Genomic DNA, 18,350 nt, shown 5'->3' with positions numbered 1-18,350 from the left:
ACCTGGACACATCGTCCAAAGCCTTGATGGCTTTGCACGCTGGGTCCAGGGAGATATGTGATTTGTGATCACATATCTCACCCCGTTTTTCCCTCTTTTTTCCTTTACTCCAGCTAACAGCCCCTGCTACGCTTCCAGACACCCCCATATCCGGTTCTCACGGCTGGGCTCTTCATGTAGGTACGTTTCTTGCTTTCATCCTGGGGGGAATGACGGGAGAGGCGGATGGAATACGGCGGATGCGTATGGGGGTTGAACTGGGAAATTATTTGTTTTTAGATTATACATTAGTTGGCACAAATAATTATGGTCTCATATTTAAGCAATAGAGATTGTTTTCGATCACTTACGTCTCATATCAAGATCCGGGCAGACAGTTCAATCCGCGGGTCCCGTTAGCGCCGCCAAGGCGCGTTTTCCCTTCCCATTTGAGGCACCTAGCTTTCGGGGAGCGTGGCTTCTGCCGGTGGGCGTGGAACTTTCTGTGTGCTTTCTGTACGCATAGAGTGCGGCTACGAACCCTTGATAAAAACCATGCCGGATGGAAAGGCAAAAATCGGCTCACCGAAGCCGATTTTTAGGCGGCCTGAGCCGCGCAATTCATCAGAATTGCGGGGTGAATGCCGCCGGTGCCTTTCCATCCGGCATGGTTTTTATCTAGGGTTCGTTGCCAAACGGAAAGCGTACAGAAAGCACACAGAAAGTTCCACACCCACCGGCAGAAGCCACGCTCCCCGAAGGCGCCCTCTTATCCACGCAACTACTTGAATCATTTTAAGAGATATGTTATAGTGAAGTCACAAAGAGAACAACCGCCACGAGAATGGTAACCTCTTTAGTTAAGAATTCGCCTTACGGCAAACGCCTATCCTGTGGTCCGACAGGGTAGGCATTTTTATTTTCGCTTATTGTTCCTATCTATGTGGGTAAGCAGCGCGATCAGAAAAATCCCGAATGTCAACATCAATGATATTGCTTCTGATATATCCATCATCACCACCTCCCCTCTTCTGTGAAGTCCGGGAGGTTACCACCCTGTACACGGTTGTTCTGCTGGAAGTGTATCATGTAAGGCCATTCCGTTCAATAGTCTGCTAACTGGTTCCTGTTTTTTGTATACTATTACATAATTATCACACTTAATGCAGCTTTTCTGATCCCTAAAGTGAATCCAAATAGTGATAGATATGGAGTTAGATTTGCTTTGATAATTTACGATTTATTCTTCCCCCATCAGCTCACAAACTTTGCGTCTGCTCTTGACGTTTCTTATTTTTTTTGGTATAATTTAGGAGCTGTTTGAGTATGATATAGGGTACGTAGCAGTGAAATAAGGCGCAGTAGCCAAGCGGTAAGGCGTGGGTCTGCAACACCCTGATCACCGGTTCAAATCCGGTCTGTGCCTCTTAAAAAGCCCGGTAGATTAATCTCCCGAGGCTTTTCTTTTTTGCCTGTGCTGAGCACCCGGCCTGCCTGGTATGGGGAGCGTTTTCGTGATCAAATAGAAAACTACTCGAGTTTTCTCAATGTTGATTCTTTCCGCAGAGTCTCGGTTCATCCGGCTGCACTATAGCCATGAACTTCTGCAGTTCTACTTTGGCGCTTTCCATATCATTCTCCTTGATACGGTATACATTATTTTCTAAATTATATCCAAATGCTCAGCTACCGCATTCAAGAATGCGCTCCGACGGATGTTCTTTACGGAATTCTGAACCGTTTCCTGTATAAATAAAGCCGGACGAGTATCCCCCTGTTCCTTCTGATGATGAACAAGCGTAGTGATAATTCTTTTAATGTCTTCTTCTACTATATCCAGGTTATAGTTGCGGAGCTTTTTGTCGCACAATACAATCAGAATTCCCCAGTTCACATAATCATAGAGAAAGTCATTATCCGGTGATGTTGTGTTTATAATCAGTCCGACCACGTCCTTGCTCACAAGAGACGCAATTGCACGTTCTTCTCGCTTAGGCTCCTGGCGGCAGTTGAAAAATAGCACAGGAACGCATTGAAATGGCAGAGGCACTGGCTCATGATTTAAAGTCTCCGCGTTCTAGCATTCTGGCATATTGGGATGCACTGATTCAGAATACTTCTGACGGCATCGAAAAATTGCACTGATATCTCGGTGTCATCAGGGAAAATGCCTAAAAAATACCGCACATGACCAGCAGATGCTATATTTATCTGGTCTGGAAACTTCAAGTGTCCGGATGAATCTTGCCCTTGTATGCTTATTTGAGTTTTTGACTTAAAGGTGCATGATTATGCAGGCAGGCCAAATGAGGATTAAATCAAAAACAGGGAGCTGCCGTTCCCCTGCCTTGCTGCCTATAGGAAGCTTACCCCTGCTAAAATAAGGACTGCCCGTAATCAGGAGATAATCTCTCCCGGTTTCAGGCAGTCCTTTTCACTCATATTAAAATCCCAGATTCTCATTGACCAGTATCACTTTAATTCTTTCCCTGACTCCTGAATTACGAGTCACAAGTACCTGACAGCAATTGGAATTTGCCCCTTTGCAGTCATAACAAAGTCCCTTATTTTTACAGGGTGTATCTGTATTCAGGCGAATGGCATTGATAGGGGCAGCCTCATTCTGCACACGGCTTACCGCTTCCTCCACATTTTTAGTCACCTTATTCATTCCCACAATTAGTATCACATTCTTAGCGCCGAAAGCAATGGCCGCGATCCGATTCCCGAACTTATCAATATTCACCAGGATCCCATCATGAGTAACGGCATTGGAACTTGCCAGGAAATAATCGCAGTCAAAACACGCAAGTTCTGCCTTACGTTTTTCTTCCGGTGTCTTACAGACATCCCGGTTAATCACCTGATAGCCGCCCTCACAAACCGCCTGCTTCAGCCCGATTTCCGTTAGAGATGCGGAACCGCCCCAGCCGACAGTACTCCCCGCTGGCATCATATCAAGAGCCAATTTCAGGGCTTCTTCTTTACTTTCAGCATAAAAGCCTGCCATATTGCGGCTCTCAAGATTCTTTATGATGTGTTCTGCCAATAATTGATTGCGTACTCCACGGTAATTTTCCATACTTTCATCCTCCGATCATCTACACGCTTGCTATTACTATACACTTCTTCATTATAAACATAACCGACAGAAAAATCCAGCTAACGAAACGATTTTGTGACGGTGAAGTTCAAAGGGGTCAGACCCCTCCGGCAAAGGGGACTGTCCCCTTTGCAGAAGGGTCTGACCCCTTTGCATTTTACTCCGCCAGCTCCTGGAATAATCCCTTCATAGCCGGATATATCTTGCGGAACTTCTGATACCGTTCCTCGTATTTTTCTACCATCTGTGCATCCGGTTCCACGGTCTCAACCACCTTAACAAGCTTTCCTGCCGCGCCCTCTACGGATGCATATTCTCCGCAGCCGACTGCTGCCAGAATCGCTCCGCCGTATCCGGGGCCCTCTTCGCTTTCTATGACATCCACTTTCAGATTCATGACATTTGCAATGATCTTCTTCCACAGCGGGCTCTTTGCACCGCCGCCGCAGATTTTAGTTCTTTCGATCCGAATCCCCAGGCTTCTGGCTACTTCCAGTGAATCCCGGAGTCCAAATGCCACGCCTTCCAGTACAGCCTGAGTCATTTCTTCTCTCGTCGTGTCCATGGTCATTCCCGTGAATGTGGCTCTTGCTTTCGGGTCATTATGCGGGGAGCGTTCTCCCATCAGGTATGGCAGATAAAATACCTGGTTTTCACCCAGTTTTACGATTGCATCCTGCTCCGCTGCATACTCTTTTGTTTTCAAAATCTCATCCATCCACCACTTATTACACGATGCAGCGCTCAGCATACATCCCATAAGATGATAGTGTCCGTCTGCATGGGCAAAGGAATGCAGCGCATTGTTGTCATCCACACCAAAAGAGCTGCTGGAGATAAAGATGGTACCGGATGTTCCGAGAGAGATATTGCACATCCCGTCCCCCACCGTTCCGGTGCCTACCGCTGCCGCCGCGTTATCTCCTGCGCCTGCAATTACTTTTACACTGCTGTTGAAACCAAACGCTTCCGCCAGATCTGCTTTTATATTACCTACAACTTCATAACTCTCATAAAGTGCAGGAAGCTGCTGATCTGTGATCCCGCATATCTCCATCATTTCTTTTGACCAGCATTTATTTTTCACATCCATCAAGAGCATACCGGACGCATCAGAATAATCGCTGCAGAATACACCGCTCAGTTTGTATGCAAGATAATCTTTGGGCAGCATAATCTTGCTGATTTTCGCAAAGTTTTCCGGTTCATTTTCCTTCATCCACAGGATCTTCGGAGCCGTAAATCCTGCAAAAGCAATGTTTGCAGTATACTCGGACAATTTTTCTTTCCCCACTGCCTGATTGAGATAATCCGTTTCCCTGCCTGTCCTTCCGTCATTCCATAAAATAGCAGGACGGATCACTTCATCGTTTTCATCCAGTACAACAAGTCCGTGCATCTGACCGCCAAAACTGATTCCGGCAACCTGAGATTTATCACAATCTGCAGTCAGCTCTCTGATCCCTTCTATAGTTTCTGCATACCAGTCCTGAGGATTCTGTTCTGACCAGCCAGGGTGGGGGAAGAACAACGGATATTCCCTGGAGACAATATTGTGAATTTTACCGTTTTCATCCATCAGCAGAAGCTTTACTGCCGAAGTTCCTAAATCTATACCTATATATAACATGATAACCTCCATTCCATACATCGGAAACTTCAAAGGGGTCAGACCCCTCTGCAAGAGGGTCTGACCCCTTTGCTCTCCGTTTTCAGAATATTCTGCTTATTTCCATGGATTCTCTGTCGGATAGCGGACGCCTGCCGGCTGGTTATATCCGATCTCTTCCACCGGAACGCCTATATACTTGAATACTTCAAACAGTGCCTTGCCGTAATTACCGAATGCTACTGCACCGTGATGCGGGTAGTTGCCCTCGATTAATACATGGCGGTAGAATCTTCCCATCTCCGGGATGGCGAAAATGCCTATGGCTCCGAATGAGCGGGTTGCCACAGGAAGCACTTCTCCCTGGGCAATGTATGCGCGCAGTTTGCAGTCTGCTGTGCTCTGAAGCCTGAAGAATGTGATGTCTCCCGGCACGATATCGCCTTCGAGTGTTCCCTGGGTAACTTCCTCCGGCAGAGCCCTTGCCATAATCATCTGGTATTTCATCTCGCAGAAGGAAAGCTTGCCGGATGCTGTGTTGCCGCAATGGAATCCCATAAAGGTGTCTTTCTGTGTGTAATTGTATTTGCCTTCGATGTCCTCTTTATACAGGTCCGCAGGCACCGTATTGTTGATATCCAGCAGTGTAACTGCGTCTTCGCTTACAACGGTTCCGATAAACTCACTCAGAGCCCCGTAAATATCAACCTCACAGGATACCGGAATCCCCTGGCCTGTCAGACGGCTGTTTACATAACATGGCACAAAACCGAACTGTGTCTGGAATGCCGGCCAGCACTTTCCTGCGATAGCCACGTATTTTCTGTAGCCCTTGTGCTCCTCTACCCAGTCTTTGAGAGTGATCTCGTATTGTGCAAGCCTTGCCAGTATCTCCGGTTTTTTGTTGCCGGTTCCAAGCTCCTCTTCCATCTCTTTTACAACAGCAGGAATTCTCTCGTCATCAGCATGTTTGTTGTATGCTTCAAATAAATCCAGTTCGGAGTTCTCTTCGATCTCTACACCCAGGTTGTAAAGCTGTTTGATCGGGGCATTGCATGCCAGGAAGTTCAGCGGGCGCGGTCCGAAGCTGATAATCTTCAAGTCATTCAGTGCTGCGACAGCTCTTGCTATCGGTCTGAATTCATAGATCATATCTGCACACTCTTCTGCTGTACCAACCGGATATTCCGGGATATACGCTTTGATATTACGCAGTTTCAGGTTATAGCTTGCATTAAGCATTCCACAGTAAGCATCCCCACGGCCCTGCACAAGATTATCGCCGCGCTCTTCGGCTGCAGCGATAAACATCTTCGGTCCGTCAAAATGCTTTGCAAGCAGTGTCTCTGCAATCTCCGGCCCAAAGTTGCCAAGATAGACAACGAGTGCGTTGCACCCTTCTTTCTTTACATCCTCCAGCGCCTGTACCATATGGATCTCACTCTCCACGATGCAGACAGGACATTCATAGATTCCCTCTTCTCCGTATTTCTCTTTATAAGCCTTCATCAGCGCTTCTCTTCTGCTTACGGACAGACTCTCCGGAAAACAGTCTCTGCTGACAGCTACTACTCCAATTTTTAATTCTGGCATATTATTCATATTATGTATCTTCCTTTCTCTTTTAATAAACTTATTAACTTCTTACAGCCACATTCATCCATTCCGCGCCATAATGCCGGGATTCCTATAAATCGCAAAGCAGAACAGGAGTTCCTTATCAGACTCTGTACCAGACGCCTTCCCAACCGTTAACCCAGTGTAATGTTTTCACCCTTCAGGCCACAGAATGCTCCATCGATTTTTGCGTCTTCATGTGCGATCAGCCATTTATTCTTTGCAGTAATCAGGCAGTCATCGCCATCCTTCCCTGGTGCAAATGTCAGTTCTGTGTTCGTCCCCTCCGGCAGAATGACAACACATCTGAAACCGCCGGGCTGCGCGGTGCACGGTGCATAATGGAGGGTTGTTGCGTACATCTCCACAATCGTTCCCGCAGGCACAAAAAATGCCTCCACCCTGGAAGTATCATACGTAAAATCTGCCTGAATGTCCTGCTGTGCTCCCAGCAGCAGAATCATATCTGTAACTGCAATATTGATCTCGGATGACCGGTGGTACTCCAACCCGTTCAGCTTGTTGTTATCCCCATTACAATATCCGATCTGGATCGGCAGCCCGCCATATGCCCGATTCTTAAAGGCCTCCGCTTCCGGCAGCGCTTCCATCTCTTCAACAGATGCTACGTAGATGACTTCCTTCGGCAGAGGCGTATGTTCCATTTCTTTCAGAATCTTGCAGATTGAGTATCCCTGCAGCACTCTTCCATATTTGCCAAATGAAGAATCCGTTATTTTTTGAATGTCCATCATTATCCCTCCTAAGAATTTATATTTGTTCAATTTTATCCTTATGAGGTAATTTTATCAGTTTATCCTGTGCTTTTCGACCAAATATTTATCTACTCAATGTCACTTTCTTGTCCTTTTCCTGTATTCGCTTGGCAGCATCCCATACTTCTTCCGAAATGCCTTTGCCAGCGCTTTGCTGTTTGGGAAACCATTTTCCAGTGCAATTTCACTGATTGTTCTCTCCGTATTCGCCAGCTCCTGAAAAGCATATTCCACCCGGATGCTCTGCAGATAAGACATATAGTTAATTCCTGCGTATTTCTGGAACATTCTAGATAAATATGTAGGCGAGTAGCCAAAAATTTCTGCCAGACGCTCAAGCGACAGTTCCTCGCTATAGTGATCCTTCACATAGGAAGTAATCACGGACAGCCTGTTCAGTTTATGGCTCTTTTTTACCCTCTCACGACTTACTTGTGTCTCCCGGTATTTCGTGACCAGCAGATAAAGAAGTTCATAAAACAAACTTTGCACTTTCAGGTCATATCCGCACCTTTTTTCTGTATACGCCCGGTAAATGGAAGACAGCAGTATCATCATTCTCTCATCCTGCGACTTTACATCATGAGTGAAACTGATAAAATGCTCTCCTGTATAATACTTTTCAAAAACTTTCAGCGGAATCTGAATGACGACGGTCATATTTGGTTCCGGGGAATCCACTGAATGGATTTCATTGGAATTCACTACCATAAATTGCCCCGGCTGAAGAAGATACTCTTCTTCGTTAATATAAAATGAAATCCGGCCTTCATAAACCGCAAATATTTCAATCGACCGGTGCCAGTGCTTATCCCTGAAGTATTTCCCTTCTCTGCCCTCAAAAACAAATACCTTAAACGGCAAGTCTTCATTCGGTACAATCAGTTCATGACTGTATTCCATCTTATCGCCTCCATTCTATCTGCTATAAATTTATTTATTATACCGCAAATTCCAACTAAATACCAGAGTGTATCTGCAATGCGGACTATCATAAAAAGTGGCCATACATTACTGTACAACCACTCTTTTTTTGATGTACTGATACTTAGAAGGGAGTATCACTGCCTACATAACAGGTTAACCCTGCCATCTGGAACTGTACTTGAATACGACCCAGAATATCTTCAGAACAGCCAGTCATATCGCGGCATTCATATGTACGGCCAAGCTGCTCATATTTAGAGGCTCCCAAACGGTGAAATGGTAAAATATTAACCTCTTTCGTTCCGATCTCTTTTATATAAGCAATCGTTTTTACAATATTATCTTCATCTGAATTAAAACCATCAATTATAGGAATCCGCACAATATGGCGAAGCTTTCCCTTGTGGCCAAGTTCAGCAGTTTTTGCTATGTTTTCAAGAATCAGCTCGTTGCCAGCTCCTGCAGCATCCTTGTGCTTTTCGGTATCCATATGTTTAATGTCGGTAAATGCCCAGTCTACATTTTCATAAATTTGCTCGAGATGGGTCCATGGCGCAAAGCTGCAGGATTCAGTTGCGGTATTGATATAACGCTCATGGCAGCGACGCAAAAGCTCTGCAGCAAACTTATACTGCACGGCAACCTCACCGCCGCCTAAAGTCACACCGCCGCCCGGTCCCCAAAAACGGCTTTCTCTTTCAATTCTGTGCATAATCTCATCAATCGTGTAGACTTTACCAGCCATTTTCAGCGCCTCATGATAACAATTTTCAGAACAGTCAATTGTTTCACAGATGTCACATCTATTACGATCAAATGAAACATGCCCCCCCTTTTGTTCTGGCAGGGAAATCGCATTTCGCGGACAAATATTCCTTCCTACACAACCGTAGCAATTAACGCAATTACTAACACGATACATTAGCTGAGGCTGAAGCTGCTGACTCTCGGGATTACAACACCAGTAGCATTTTAGCGGACAGCCCTTAAAAAATATTAATGTACGGCAGCCCGGACCATCATGAACCGAGAAACCCTGGATATCAAAAATGACAGCCTCGTTATTTGTATTGAGTTTCATTTTCTAACTATTCCTTCCCGAACGGAAACAATGCAGATAAACTTCACTTTAGATAACGATCAATGCTCAAAGCTAACCAGATGCTGCATCGCCCGTCCTGGGTGGAAAGATCTACTGACAACCGTTCTTGTATTTGTTTCATGCGATATTTTACTGTGTTAACGTGCAAATAAAGTGCACGGCTTGTTTCTACATAACTGCAATTTTTATCCAGGTATGTGCTAAGTGTACTTACCAGCTCTTCCGCATCTTTATCATTATATAATTTGCCAAGCACCGTTTGACTATAACCCCGTGCAGCCTCATCTTTACGCAAGATAGAATTTAGCAGAGCATAATGCCCAAGTTCATCGTAACACATTACGTTTTCTCTCAGCCCAAATCTACGGATACAACGCACAGCATCAAGAGCTTCCAGACAGCTTTCACGGTAAGAGTGAATTCCCTTGCCAATGCATCCAATCCCCATTACAACGTCCATTTTCATTCTTCCGCCCGTTAGGGATTCCCAAATTGACATACCAATTCTTTTAATGTCTTGAATTCCCTTAGAGCCAGTATCAACAAATACTACAAGGAATCCGTAATAACCGCCAAGAATAACCTTGAATTTATTTTGAGCTATGAAACTCTGTATGCTGTGAATTGCATACTCTGTAAAATAGTGATATTTAGACCAGTTTTTGCTGTCAAGCTGCTCCTTCTGTGCTTTGCTGAGAGGATTTATGACTATTGCCGACATATTCTTCTGCTCATTGAATCCCATCATTTGGGCAAAATAGCTGACAACTTCATTTTGGTAATTTTCCGCCAGAAGAGCCTGTAAAAAAACTTCTCCAGTATGCCATGCAGTACTGTTAATATAGCTCTGATGATGATAAATTGTTAAAGCCAATATATCAAGGCATCGCTCAACAAGGTAGCGATTCTCGAAGGTTATTGACTCCTCATATTCACAAATACTGAAATAACCTATGACATTTTCTTTTACTGTTATTGGCCATGTTTCCTGCCAAATCATTTTATTACCCATGGCCACTTGAGTACGAATGGATGACTCTCCACCAATATGATCTACTATAACCTGCAGATTTTCTTCACGACGGCGAGCAAGCAAGGCTTCTGCAGCTCCTGCTGATTGATTGTCACAACACGTCACATAACGCCACTCATCATCCTCAATTAAAACCGGATTATTCAAATAACCTGCAAATATTCTTGAAATATCAACTATGGATGCACCACTTACTACAGCATCATGCAGATTAGAAAGAGCCGCTAAACTGCGGTTCTTACCTTGTTCTGCCGCCTCCATAACAACTCTTAAAACACATTGCGTTACATCATTTTGCGTGTCTCCCGGCGGCAGCTCGATGATCGGGAAATCATTTTCATTGCCTAACTGCAGCAGAGGTTCCGGGATTTCATTTAAATATCTCTTCGTTTTAATAGCAAGGCAACTGGCACCGTGTTCTATTAAGTTTTTTGTCCATTCGCACAATGCCTCAATTGATAATTGATTTTCACTGTGTTCATCCATAAATGATGCAACACTATGTACAAAATCTCCGCCCTTTAAATAAAAGGCGATATCAAGAATTTCTGCCACTGTCACCGCCTTCACTTCACGATCTAAGCCTGCCTCTCCAGCTAATACAACGGCTCCCTGCAACTCTGGTTCTTCTAAGACTAATTTTACAGTTACTTTTGGTGGCATAATATTTCCTCTTTCTGGTATATTTATGTACTCAAAACAACCCAACATATTCAAATTGACTGCCTGTTGATTATTTTTGTTTCAAGTTGCCAATATATACATGATATATATAAGATATTATATCATTATTTAAAGAAAACGGAAGTAAGAAAAAACAAATGCCTTTAGTAACTTAATCTTTTTTCCTCTCTGGTAAAGTACCCCCGGTAAATCGCCTTTGGCGATGGGGCCCGCTATTGCATATATAACGTTTTCGTACGGACTGTGCAGTGAATGCACAGTCCTGTACTAAACAGTTAGAAACACGATACAATCATTCTGCAAGAATAAAATCCTCACAGCCGGCGAGATCAGGGTAAACCATATCACCATCACAAGTACCAAGATTGGAATCCTTCTCAGATGCGATATATTTGCTGCAATATTTGCACTTGTCAGCACGTACAAATTTTTTACAAACAGGAGCATCAATAGAAACTGTTTCCTTACTGATTAAGCATACACCGTTAAACACATCACGTGCAGATAGATTGGTGCAATCCTTACATTTATCACACATCATATTATCCTCCTTAAACTTCTTCATATTCTGTACGGGCAATAAGTTCATCCTGAATAGGTTTGGAAACTTCGCACCAATACTGAGTGAAGCCTGCCACACGAACAAGCAGATCACGATAGTTATTCGGATTCTCCTGCGCATCCTTAAGCATACGAGAATCAACAACATTGAACTGGATATGGAAGCCGCCGTTGTCCATAAAGGAACGAATCATATCGAGCATCTTAGCGGACCCCATATTGCCCTTGATAGATGCAGGATGCAGCTTCATGTTCAGCTGAGTATTCTTGAAATTTGTATGGTCGATAACAGTTGCAGAACTAAGTACAGCGTAAGGTCCATTCTGATCGGTGCCGGGGTAAGGTGACTGACCGCCGTCTGCCAAAGTTACGCCTGCAAGCCGTCCGTCAGCAGAAGCGATATCAGCCTGACCAAGTGGTCCGTGGGTACCTACAGACAGCATAGATGCACACCACTTGTTTCCGAATACATCGGTAATCGCTTCCACAGATTCAAGAAAGCAGTCAGCTACCTGAACATAAATATCATCAACATAAGCGTCATCATTTCCGAATTTAGGTGCGCGCATACACAAAGCGTGTATTCTTTCCCAGTCAGGGTCAGAAACTTTCTTAGTCTGCTCCATCATGGAGAAGTTACCCGTATCCAGTGCACTGATAAATCCGAAGTTGTTAAGCAGGACATCCTTAAGCTCATCAAGTGTAAATGCATTGTCGTCAAACACATTCTTCTTTATAGATGCAAGAGAGTTTGCTGTGTTAACCTGACCGGTAATCCAAGTTGTGAAGCAGCGATTGTAACGGGAACCCGCATGGTCAATATCGGCTCCCTTTTCAATGCAGTCAGCAGACAGTGCAGAAAAAAGTAACGGCTGGTCAAGCTCAAACGTTGCAGATACCTTCATATTATAGGTCTCTTCAAAAATTTGGATGACCTTTCCAAAATATGCCTTAAAGGTGTCCATAAGTTCATCAAATGTTTCGTATTTTTTTCCAGTTGCCGGAAATACACGGACATTTGTTCTGGGATCTACGCCGTCAAAAAGTACCAGTTCAAGAATCTTTGGAACATTAATGAAATTGATACCCGAAGAACTGTATGAACCTGCGCCAATCTTGTTGTCATATACAGCGCCGGGCTGAATCTCAAGGCATCCGCCTATACTCCATGCTCTTGCATCTTCAAGAGTAATACCTTCACATGAATGATTCTTCATGCAGTACTCAATGCCAACGCGGTTGCTTACCCATGCAGGCATACCGCAGCCGGTCTTGTTGCATTCAATCCCCTTTTGCAGGAAAGCATTAGACAGCCTGCCGTCATAAATAATTGACAGAGTTGGAGAAACAGTAGGGCAATTAATAGCTGCCTGGATAAATAAGTATTCCAGTTCGTTTTCGGCACTGGAGCCATCGGGCTTTACCCCGCCGAGACAGATGTTGTTAAATGTGTTACCTGCAAGTATACCAGTGGTACCTGCACAGGTTGCAATCTCAAGTTCAGTGTATTTAACACGCATACATTCGAGAACCTCAAGAGTCTGCTCTCCGGTGATGCTGCCTTTATCAATATCCTCTTTCCAATAGGGATAAAGAACCTGACCAAGGCGTCCGGGAGAAAATCCAGAGCCCTGCATTTCGTTATAAACTTCAAGCTGGCAGGTCCAGTGAAGCTGAAGGGCTTCCATAAAATCACGAGGGGGATTCGATGAAATCCATTCAAGGCGTGCTGCCATGGCTTCGTAAACAGCCTTCTGCTCTGCGTCCTCTTCGATAGAAGCAAGACGGGTTGCTTCAGAGGCATACTTGCGAACCCAAGTCTGTACGCCTTCGATTGCATAAATTGTAGCCTGCCAGTAAGCAACTTTATCCACTGCAGTACCATCGCCGACATTCGCAGCAATAAGCTCCTTACAACGATCAATCATACCCTGGAAGCCTTTTTCAAATACGATCTGGTAGTTTGTAACACTGCGTCCGTGACGATTGCCGTACTCCATATCGGCTGCCATAAGAACTGCGTTCTTGAAATTAACAAGGGTATCATACTCGGGATGGAGGGTACCCCATTTCCAACATGTGTCCTCGGCAGACTTGTTCTGCCAATAACGGCAAATTTCAATCAAAGCCGCATGTTCTTCAATACGCATACCATAACGGCGTGCCATAGAGAGAACCTCCGGAGTGCTTTCAGAAACAACACCGCCGCCGGTTGCAAGAATCGTAACTTCCTCAAGAGCCTTGTTTGAAGCCTTCTTGCTGTCTTTCTTAGCGCGCTCTTCATCGCTCAGGGGAAACTCGTTTGCTGTCCACGGAGTGATACTGGCACCACGGACATACTTATTACGGCTCATAACCAGAATTTCATCAGGGCGGATTGCTGCCTCAAGGTGAGAGAATGCACTCTTCATTGCAAGTCCGCGGCGAACCAGCGGATGCTGTCCCTCTTCTTTAATCCAGGTTCTTGTATACCAGTAGGGGAACGTTGTGTCCAGAGAAATCTTTGCATCGTAAAATTCCTGCAACAATTTTGCTGCACGGGGACATGCGGTCTTTTTTACCTCGCGGTCCTCTACTTCCTCAGGGGGGGTGCCACAGGTGAAACATAAGTACTGGTCATTAGTTGTTGCTTCCATAATACTTTTCCTCCTTCATAAATTTTTTGATTATGGTGTATTTGTGTCAATATTGCACAATATACATTAACTTATCTATCTAAAAGCATACAATATATCAATACTAAACTATATATCTGTCTGCAACAAAATTAACCGTATTTTTTTGTTACTGAAAGAATTATTTTTCTCTTCTATTCTGTCAAGTCTGTACGAGCGCAAAAAAGACATCCCAGTAAAATCTTCTACCTGGATGTCTTACCGCATTCCTTATCTGTCTATTAAGTAAATTAACATTGAGGCGGCTGATTATCTTTTGAAGCACAGTGTGCCTTTATATCACCGCTCACAATCTGCACTAATCTGCTTGTTCCCATGCGCGCAGCTCCTGCTTCTGCCATCTTTATTACATCATCTCTGGTCTCAATGTCTGTCGATGCTTTCGCAACGCCATATTTATTTCACGCAGTTATGCTTTTCTATTTTTTTCATCAAACCATCCGCAACCCCCAGCAGAAGCCCCAGCGCAACAAATATTGATCCAATAAAAAGCAAGGCAATTCCGGTTATAATCTTACCCAGTATTTCCACACTCCTCTTCCTGATAGTTTTTTGCTCCATCATCTGTTCCTTCATAAATGTCTGCCTCCTGTCAAATAGAAAAAAATTGCCGCGCCTTATTATATATTTATTCTATCACAGTGGATTTGTGAAAGCCTTGCACAAAGCTTTCATTCAGTCATCTTAACCTTACGTTTTTGCAAGATAGGTTCCACAAGATAGCGTGCTGCAGTAAAACCCCATATTCCAGTCGGATTTATCCGATTTGACAGGCAAATCCCCAGGAGCTATAATATCTATATTACATACGTAAGATTTAAGGGGGATTTTGAAATGACAGCACTGCCTCAGATTTCAGAAGCTGAATATGAAGTAATGAAGGTCGTATGGAAACATGCACCAATCAGCACAAATGAAGTAACAGACAATTTGACTGCGCGCACCAGCTGGAGCCCCAAGACAATACAGACTTTACTGAAGCGTCTCGTAAACAAAGGCGCGCTGGCTTACGAAAAGAAAGGCAGGGTATTTATCTATACCCCGCTTGTAATGGAAGAAGACTTTATAAATCAGAAAAGCAGCTCTTTTCTGAAACGTTATTATAATGGAGACATTACTGCCATGGTATCCTCCTATCTGGAACACGATAAATTAACCGAGTCCGATATTGATGCACTGCGCAGCCTGCTCTCCGGCCAATCCACAAAAGGAGGAGACTGATTTGACCGGCTTTTTCACCCGATTTTTTATCTGCAATTTTTTTATTGCAATTTTTATTTGTTTCATGCTCACAGCCAAATGGCTTCTCCGAAAGCACTTGTCTGCCCGTATGCAGTATAACCTCTGGTTTATCCTTCATGTGCTCTTCCTCGTGCCTTTTCTGCCGTCTTTTCCAGATAGTTCCCAAAGGTTTTTCTCCCTGCTTGGCCGCGTTTCTTCCTCTTCCTTTACGGGAACAGGCAGCACATCCTCTGCTGCAGGCACCGGAACATCCGCTACCAGCACAGCAGGCTGGATGAATGATTTTGCTATGTCCGCTGTACATAACAGCCCCTCCGTTCTGTCCAGTATTTTGCTGGTCATTTGGGTTGTCGGAATTATGGCATTATCCCTATATTTCCTGCATTCCCGGATACAGCTTCGCCGGCTGGAACGGACCGCCCTGCCGCTCCAGAGCGAAACCATCAGAACACTCTATCTTAACTGTGTCAGAGAAATGCATTTAAAGAAAGCTCCTCCTGTTTTCAGTACGGCATATTTAAATTCCCCTGCTACGGCAGGCCTGATCCGTCCCCGCATTTATCTTCCCCATCATCTGATCTCGGATTTTCACGGCGGCAGGGTGACTGAAACGGAGCTGCATTATATGCTTCTGCATGAATTGCAGCATTACCGCCACGCGGATGCCGCTGCAAATCATCTCATGAATCTGGCAAAAATCATATACTGGTTCAATCCGCTCGTCTGGACCGCCATGCAGAAAATGCAATGTGACCGCGAGATCGCCTGTGATGCCTCGGTTCTGCAGATGCTTACTGAAGAGGAATATACCAGGTACGGCAATACCCTGATCAGTCTTGCAGCCAAAATTTCCTCTGTGCCGCTCTCATTCTCCGCCCCCATGGCGGGAAGTAAAAAACAGATAACAAAAAGAATCCTGCATATTGCTGCTTACCGCCCCCAATCCCGCTTGCGCAGGCTGGGAGGAACGTTGCTGTGTCTTCTGCTGACATTTGTTCTGCTTGGCCTCTCCCCGGTTCTTTCAATTCGGGCGGATGTGGCGAAACAGGGGGCTTACCCGGATCCGGAAGAAAACGTAACTTATATCGATCTCGCCTCAAGTTTCGATGGGTATGAAGGCAGCTTTGTCTTGTTCGACACAAAGACAGACAGCTGGCAGATCTACAATCAGGAGCTGGCCTCACGCAGAGTATCTCCCAACTCCACGTACAAAATATATGATGCTCTCCTTGGGTTGGAATCCGGAATCATCACTCCGGCACAGTCACAGATGGCCTGGGACGGCACAGAGCAGCCTTTTGATGCATGGAATGCAGATCAGAACCTGAACTCAGCGATGCAGAACTCCGTAAACTGGTATTTTCAGTCTATTGACCGTCAGGCCGGCACGGCGGCTGTCAAAGATTATTTTCATGAAATTGGATACGGCAATGAAGATGTAAGCGGAAATCCTGATTCCTACTGGATGGAATCTTCACTGAAGATATCCCCCATAGAACAGACAAAACTTTTGAAGAAATTATATTACAACGAATTCGGCTTTGAACCGCAAAATATACAGGCAGTAAAAGATGCCATGTACCTTTCCTCCAACGGGCAGACTTCCCTGTATGGAAAAACCGGTACCGGAGCCGTAGACGGCCGGGAAGTCAACGGATGGTTTACAGGGTATATCAGCCAGCCCGGCCATGTTTCATTCTTTACAGTGAACATACAGGGCGAAAAGGATGCAGCCGGCAGTAAAGCGGCAGAGATTGCCCTGAACATACTGGACCCAGATCACGGGCTTTAGTTCCGGAAGTGTTTTAGGAACGGGATGAGGAGAACTGTAAATGTACCCATCAATCGTCCCGTGGCCAAAACTCCTTGCAAGCATCCCCGCTCTATAAACAGCTCTGTAAATGGAATAAAATATAAGTAGCTTTCTTCCTCCCAATTGATTATAATAGAGATGGTATGTTAATTGTATGGGAGGACACATAAATGTTAAAAAATATGGTATTAATCGTGGCATTAATCTGTTCCGTCATCTACATGACGCTTTTCTGGATCTCGAATCCAAAAGCAAACAGAATTGCCCAAAAACTCCAGAAGCCTTTTGTAATCACCAGCGCACTTCTTCTGGTACTGTATATTATTCTATAGCGGCTTTCACAATCAGGCCTTTTGTTCCCCGTGTACATCATCCCGGAACAGAAGGTTTTTTTCATCAATCCAGATGACAGATGTACTTTATTTTTTGTCAGTCAGAAGCTCTCTTAACAAAAGAAACAGTCCTTCCTCCGTCCCCACACAGTAATCCGGGCGGACGCTTCCCGCCGGCTGCCCGTTGCTTCTGCGCCTGATCCATATAGAATGCAGCCCGGCATTCTTCGCCCCTTCCACATCATTCAGATAGGAATCTCCCACATACCAGACATCGTCCGGTTCCACGCCCATCCGTTCACAGGCTTTCCGGAAAATCCGTTTATCTGGTTTGGCCATTCCCATTTCCTCCGACACAAAAATGTCTTCCGCGGGAATCCACTGCCTTATCTGAAGCTGCTCTATTTTCCGCTTCTGATGTTCTGCTGCACCATTTGTTATAATTCCCATCCGGACCCTTCCCTTGCAAAAAGACAGGATCTCCTTCATTAGATCAGAGACCCCGATTGTCTTCTGATACCCGGCATACCGATGCTGAAATTCCAGCGCCTGGGAAGAAGATATCTCTATGTGAAGTTCCCCAAAAGCCTTTTGTATCCTGTATATGTACATCTCGTCCATCGTAATCTCACCACTTTGAGACTGTTCAAAAGCTTCATCGCTGTATTTTCTGCTCAGAAAAAATAACTGCTCCACGGAAATTCTGTATTGATCTGCAAACATATCCTCATATGCCGCCTCAAATGGTTTCAGCTGGTCATACAGAGTATCATCCACATCTAACAAAAGTGCATCCATATTCTTCTTCCTCCATAAACGATTGCTTGTAAATCACATTATAAACTGTAAAACACTGTTCCGTCTATGCTGTTCTCTCTGCTTTCCATATAAATATTC

16 protein-coding genes and 1 tRNA gene are annotated in these 18,350 nt (G+C 44.7%); 4 read left to right on the top strand and 13 right to left on the bottom strand.

From position 1 onward, the window contains the following. Positions 1-895 precede the first annotated feature (895 nt). Complete coding sequence (locus HMPREF0240_RS24885; RefSeq protein ID WP_347462556.1) at positions 896-991, bottom strand: putative holin-like toxin; 96 nt, start codon at positions 989-991, stop codon at positions 896-898. 343 nt (positions 992-1,334) lie between these two features. Between HMPREF0240_RS24885 and HMPREF0240_RS00390 the strand changes: the two genes are divergently transcribed. Next, positions 1,335-1,405, top strand: a tRNA-Cys gene (locus HMPREF0240_RS00390). A gap of 237 nt (positions 1,406-1,642) precedes the next feature. Here HMPREF0240_RS00390 and HMPREF0240_RS00385 read toward each other — a convergent pair. From HMPREF0240_RS00385 to HMPREF0240_RS00335, 11 genes are all read right to left on the bottom strand, one after another. Next, positions 1,643-2,002 (bottom strand): hypothetical protein, encoded by a 360-nt coding sequence (locus HMPREF0240_RS00385; RefSeq protein ID WP_198137753.1) that lies wholly within the window; start codon positions 2,000-2,002, stop codon positions 1,643-1,645. A 420-nt stretch (positions 2,003-2,422) separates the two neighbouring features. Then, a complete protein-coding gene (locus HMPREF0240_RS00380) occupies positions 2,423-3,061 on the bottom strand; it encodes a lactate utilization protein (protein ID WP_009001476.1) in 639 nt (212 codons plus the stop codon). 178 nt (positions 3,062-3,239) lie between these two features. Further along, on the bottom strand, positions 3,240-4,712 hold the full coding sequence (gene xylB / locus HMPREF0240_RS00375; RefSeq protein WP_009001475.1) for a xylulokinase: 1,473 nt from the start codon (positions 4,710-4,712) through the stop codon (positions 3,240-3,242). A 96-nt stretch (positions 4,713-4,808) separates the two neighbouring features. Continuing rightward, entirely contained in the window at positions 4,809-6,293 is a 1,485-nt protein-coding gene (locus HMPREF0240_RS00370; protein ID WP_009001474.1) for an L-fucose/L-arabinose isomerase family protein, read from the bottom strand. Positions 6,294-6,442: 149 nt separating this feature from the next. Then, positions 6,443-7,060, bottom strand: coding sequence for a DUF4867 family protein (locus HMPREF0240_RS00365; RefSeq protein ID WP_009001473.1), 618 nt, complete (start codon positions 7,058-7,060; stop codon positions 6,443-6,445). Between the two features lie 102 nt (positions 7,061-7,162). Continuing rightward, the gene (locus HMPREF0240_RS00360) at positions 7,163-7,987 is read right to left on the bottom strand and encodes an AraC family transcriptional regulator (protein ID WP_009001472.1); all 825 of its coding nucleotides are present in this window, start codon (positions 7,985-7,987) and stop codon (positions 7,163-7,165) included. Between the two features lie 145 nt (positions 7,988-8,132). Beyond that, complete coding sequence (locus HMPREF0240_RS00355; protein WP_009001471.1) at positions 8,133-9,092, bottom strand: glycyl-radical enzyme activating protein; 960 nt, start codon at positions 9,090-9,092, stop codon at positions 8,133-8,135. A 43-nt stretch (positions 9,093-9,135) separates the two neighbouring features. After that, entirely contained in the window at positions 9,136-10,809 is a 1,674-nt protein-coding gene (locus HMPREF0240_RS00350; protein ID WP_035312160.1) for a PucR family transcriptional regulator, read from the bottom strand. A 313-nt stretch (positions 10,810-11,122) separates the two neighbouring features. Continuing rightward, positions 11,123-11,371 (bottom strand): hypothetical protein, encoded by a 249-nt coding sequence (locus tag HMPREF0240_RS00345; RefSeq protein WP_157290707.1) that lies wholly within the window; start codon positions 11,369-11,371, stop codon positions 11,123-11,125. A 10-nt stretch (positions 11,372-11,381) separates the two neighbouring features. Continuing rightward, complete coding sequence (locus HMPREF0240_RS00340; RefSeq protein WP_009001468.1) at positions 11,382-14,027, bottom strand: pyruvate formate lyase family protein; 2,646 nt, start codon at positions 14,025-14,027, stop codon at positions 11,382-11,384. A gap of 435 nt (positions 14,028-14,462) precedes the next feature. After that, a complete protein-coding gene (locus HMPREF0240_RS00335; RefSeq protein WP_009001467.1) occupies positions 14,463-14,642 on the bottom strand; it encodes a hypothetical protein in 180 nt (59 codons plus the stop codon). A 258-nt stretch (positions 14,643-14,900) separates the two neighbouring features. Here HMPREF0240_RS00335 and HMPREF0240_RS00330 point away from each other — a divergent pair, with 258 nt between their 5' ends. The 3 genes from HMPREF0240_RS00330 (at position 14,901) to HMPREF0240_RS24215 (ending at position 17,453) form a co-directional block, all read left to right on the top strand. After that, the gene (locus HMPREF0240_RS00330; protein WP_009001466.1) at positions 14,901-15,287 is read left to right on the top strand and encodes a BlaI/MecI/CopY family transcriptional regulator; all 387 of its coding nucleotides are present in this window, start codon (positions 14,901-14,903) and stop codon (positions 15,285-15,287) included. Position 15,288: 1 nt separating this feature from the next. Next, on the top strand, positions 15,289-17,100 hold the full coding sequence (locus HMPREF0240_RS00325) for a BlaR1 family beta-lactam sensor/signal transducer (protein ID WP_035312158.1): 1,812 nt from the start codon (positions 15,289-15,291) through the stop codon (positions 17,098-17,100). Between the two features lie 191 nt (positions 17,101-17,291). Further along, a complete protein-coding gene (locus HMPREF0240_RS24215) occupies positions 17,292-17,453 on the top strand; it encodes a hypothetical protein (RefSeq protein ID WP_009001464.1) in 162 nt (53 codons plus the stop codon). 87 nt (positions 17,454-17,540) lie between these two features. Here HMPREF0240_RS24215 and HMPREF0240_RS00320 read toward each other — a convergent pair whose 3' ends face one another. Beyond that, a complete protein-coding gene (locus tag HMPREF0240_RS00320; protein WP_009001463.1) occupies positions 17,541-18,251 on the bottom strand; it encodes an HAD family hydrolase in 711 nt (236 codons plus the stop codon). Positions 18,252-18,350: the final 99 nt, after the last annotated feature.

Origin of the sequence: Clostridium sp. D5, from assembly GCF_000190355.1 — a bacterium.
Taxonomy (GTDB): Bacteria; Bacillota; Clostridia; order Lachnospirales; family Lachnospiraceae; genus Faecalicatena; species Faecalicatena fissicatena_A.
The sequence above is the reverse complement of the archived record's forward strand: the minus strand, read 5'-3'. Positions and strand labels throughout refer to the sequence as shown.

Excerpts from the sequence above, each read along its gene's own strand:
- HMPREF0240_RS00320 (WP_009001463.1), bottom strand. The coding sequence starts at position 18,251 with ATGGATGCACTTTTGTTAGATGTGGATGATACTCTGTATGACCAGCTG.
- xylB (WP_009001475.1), bottom strand. The coding sequence starts at position 4,712 with ATGTTATATATAGGTATAGATTTAGGAACTTCGGCAGTAAAGCTTCTG.
- HMPREF0240_RS00370 (WP_009001474.1), bottom strand. The coding sequence starts at position 6,293 with ATGAATAATATGCCAGAATTAAAAATTGGAGTAGTAGCTGTCAGCAGA.
- HMPREF0240_RS00365 (WP_009001473.1), bottom strand. The coding sequence starts at position 7,060 with ATGGACATTCAAAAAATAACGGATTCTTCATTTGGCAAATATGGAAGA.
- HMPREF0240_RS00360 (WP_009001472.1), bottom strand. The coding sequence starts at position 7,987 with ATGGAATACAGTCATGAACTGATTGTACCGAATGAAGACTTGCCGTTT.
- HMPREF0240_RS00345 (WP_157290707.1), bottom strand. The coding sequence starts at position 11,371 with ATGATGTGTGATAAATGTAAGGATTGCACCAATCTATCTGCACGTGAT.
- HMPREF0240_RS24885 (WP_347462556.1), bottom strand. The coding sequence starts at position 991 with ATGGATATATCAGAAGCAATATCATTGATGTTGACATTCGGGATTTTT.
- HMPREF0240_RS00340 (WP_009001468.1), bottom strand. The coding sequence starts at position 14,027 with ATGGAAGCAACAACTAATGACCAGTACTTATGTTTCACCTGTGGCACC.
- HMPREF0240_RS00380 (WP_009001476.1), bottom strand. The coding sequence starts at position 3,061 with ATGGAAAATTACCGTGGAGTACGCAATCAATTATTGGCAGAACACATC.
- HMPREF0240_RS24215 (WP_009001464.1), top strand. The coding sequence starts at position 17,292 with ATGTTAAAAAATATGGTATTAATCGTGGCATTAATCTGTTCCGTCATC.
- HMPREF0240_RS00350 (WP_035312160.1), bottom strand. The coding sequence starts at position 10,809 with ATGCCACCAAAAGTAACTGTAAAATTAGTCTTAGAAGAACCAGAGTTG.
- HMPREF0240_RS00335 (WP_009001467.1), bottom strand. The coding sequence starts at position 14,642 with ATGAAGGAACAGATGATGGAGCAAAAAACTATCAGGAAGAGGAGTGTG.
- HMPREF0240_RS00355 (WP_009001471.1), bottom strand. The coding sequence starts at position 9,092 with ATGAAACTCAATACAAATAACGAGGCTGTCATTTTTGATATCCAGGGT.
- HMPREF0240_RS00330 (WP_009001466.1), top strand. The coding sequence starts at position 14,901 with ATGACAGCACTGCCTCAGATTTCAGAAGCTGAATATGAAGTAATGAAG.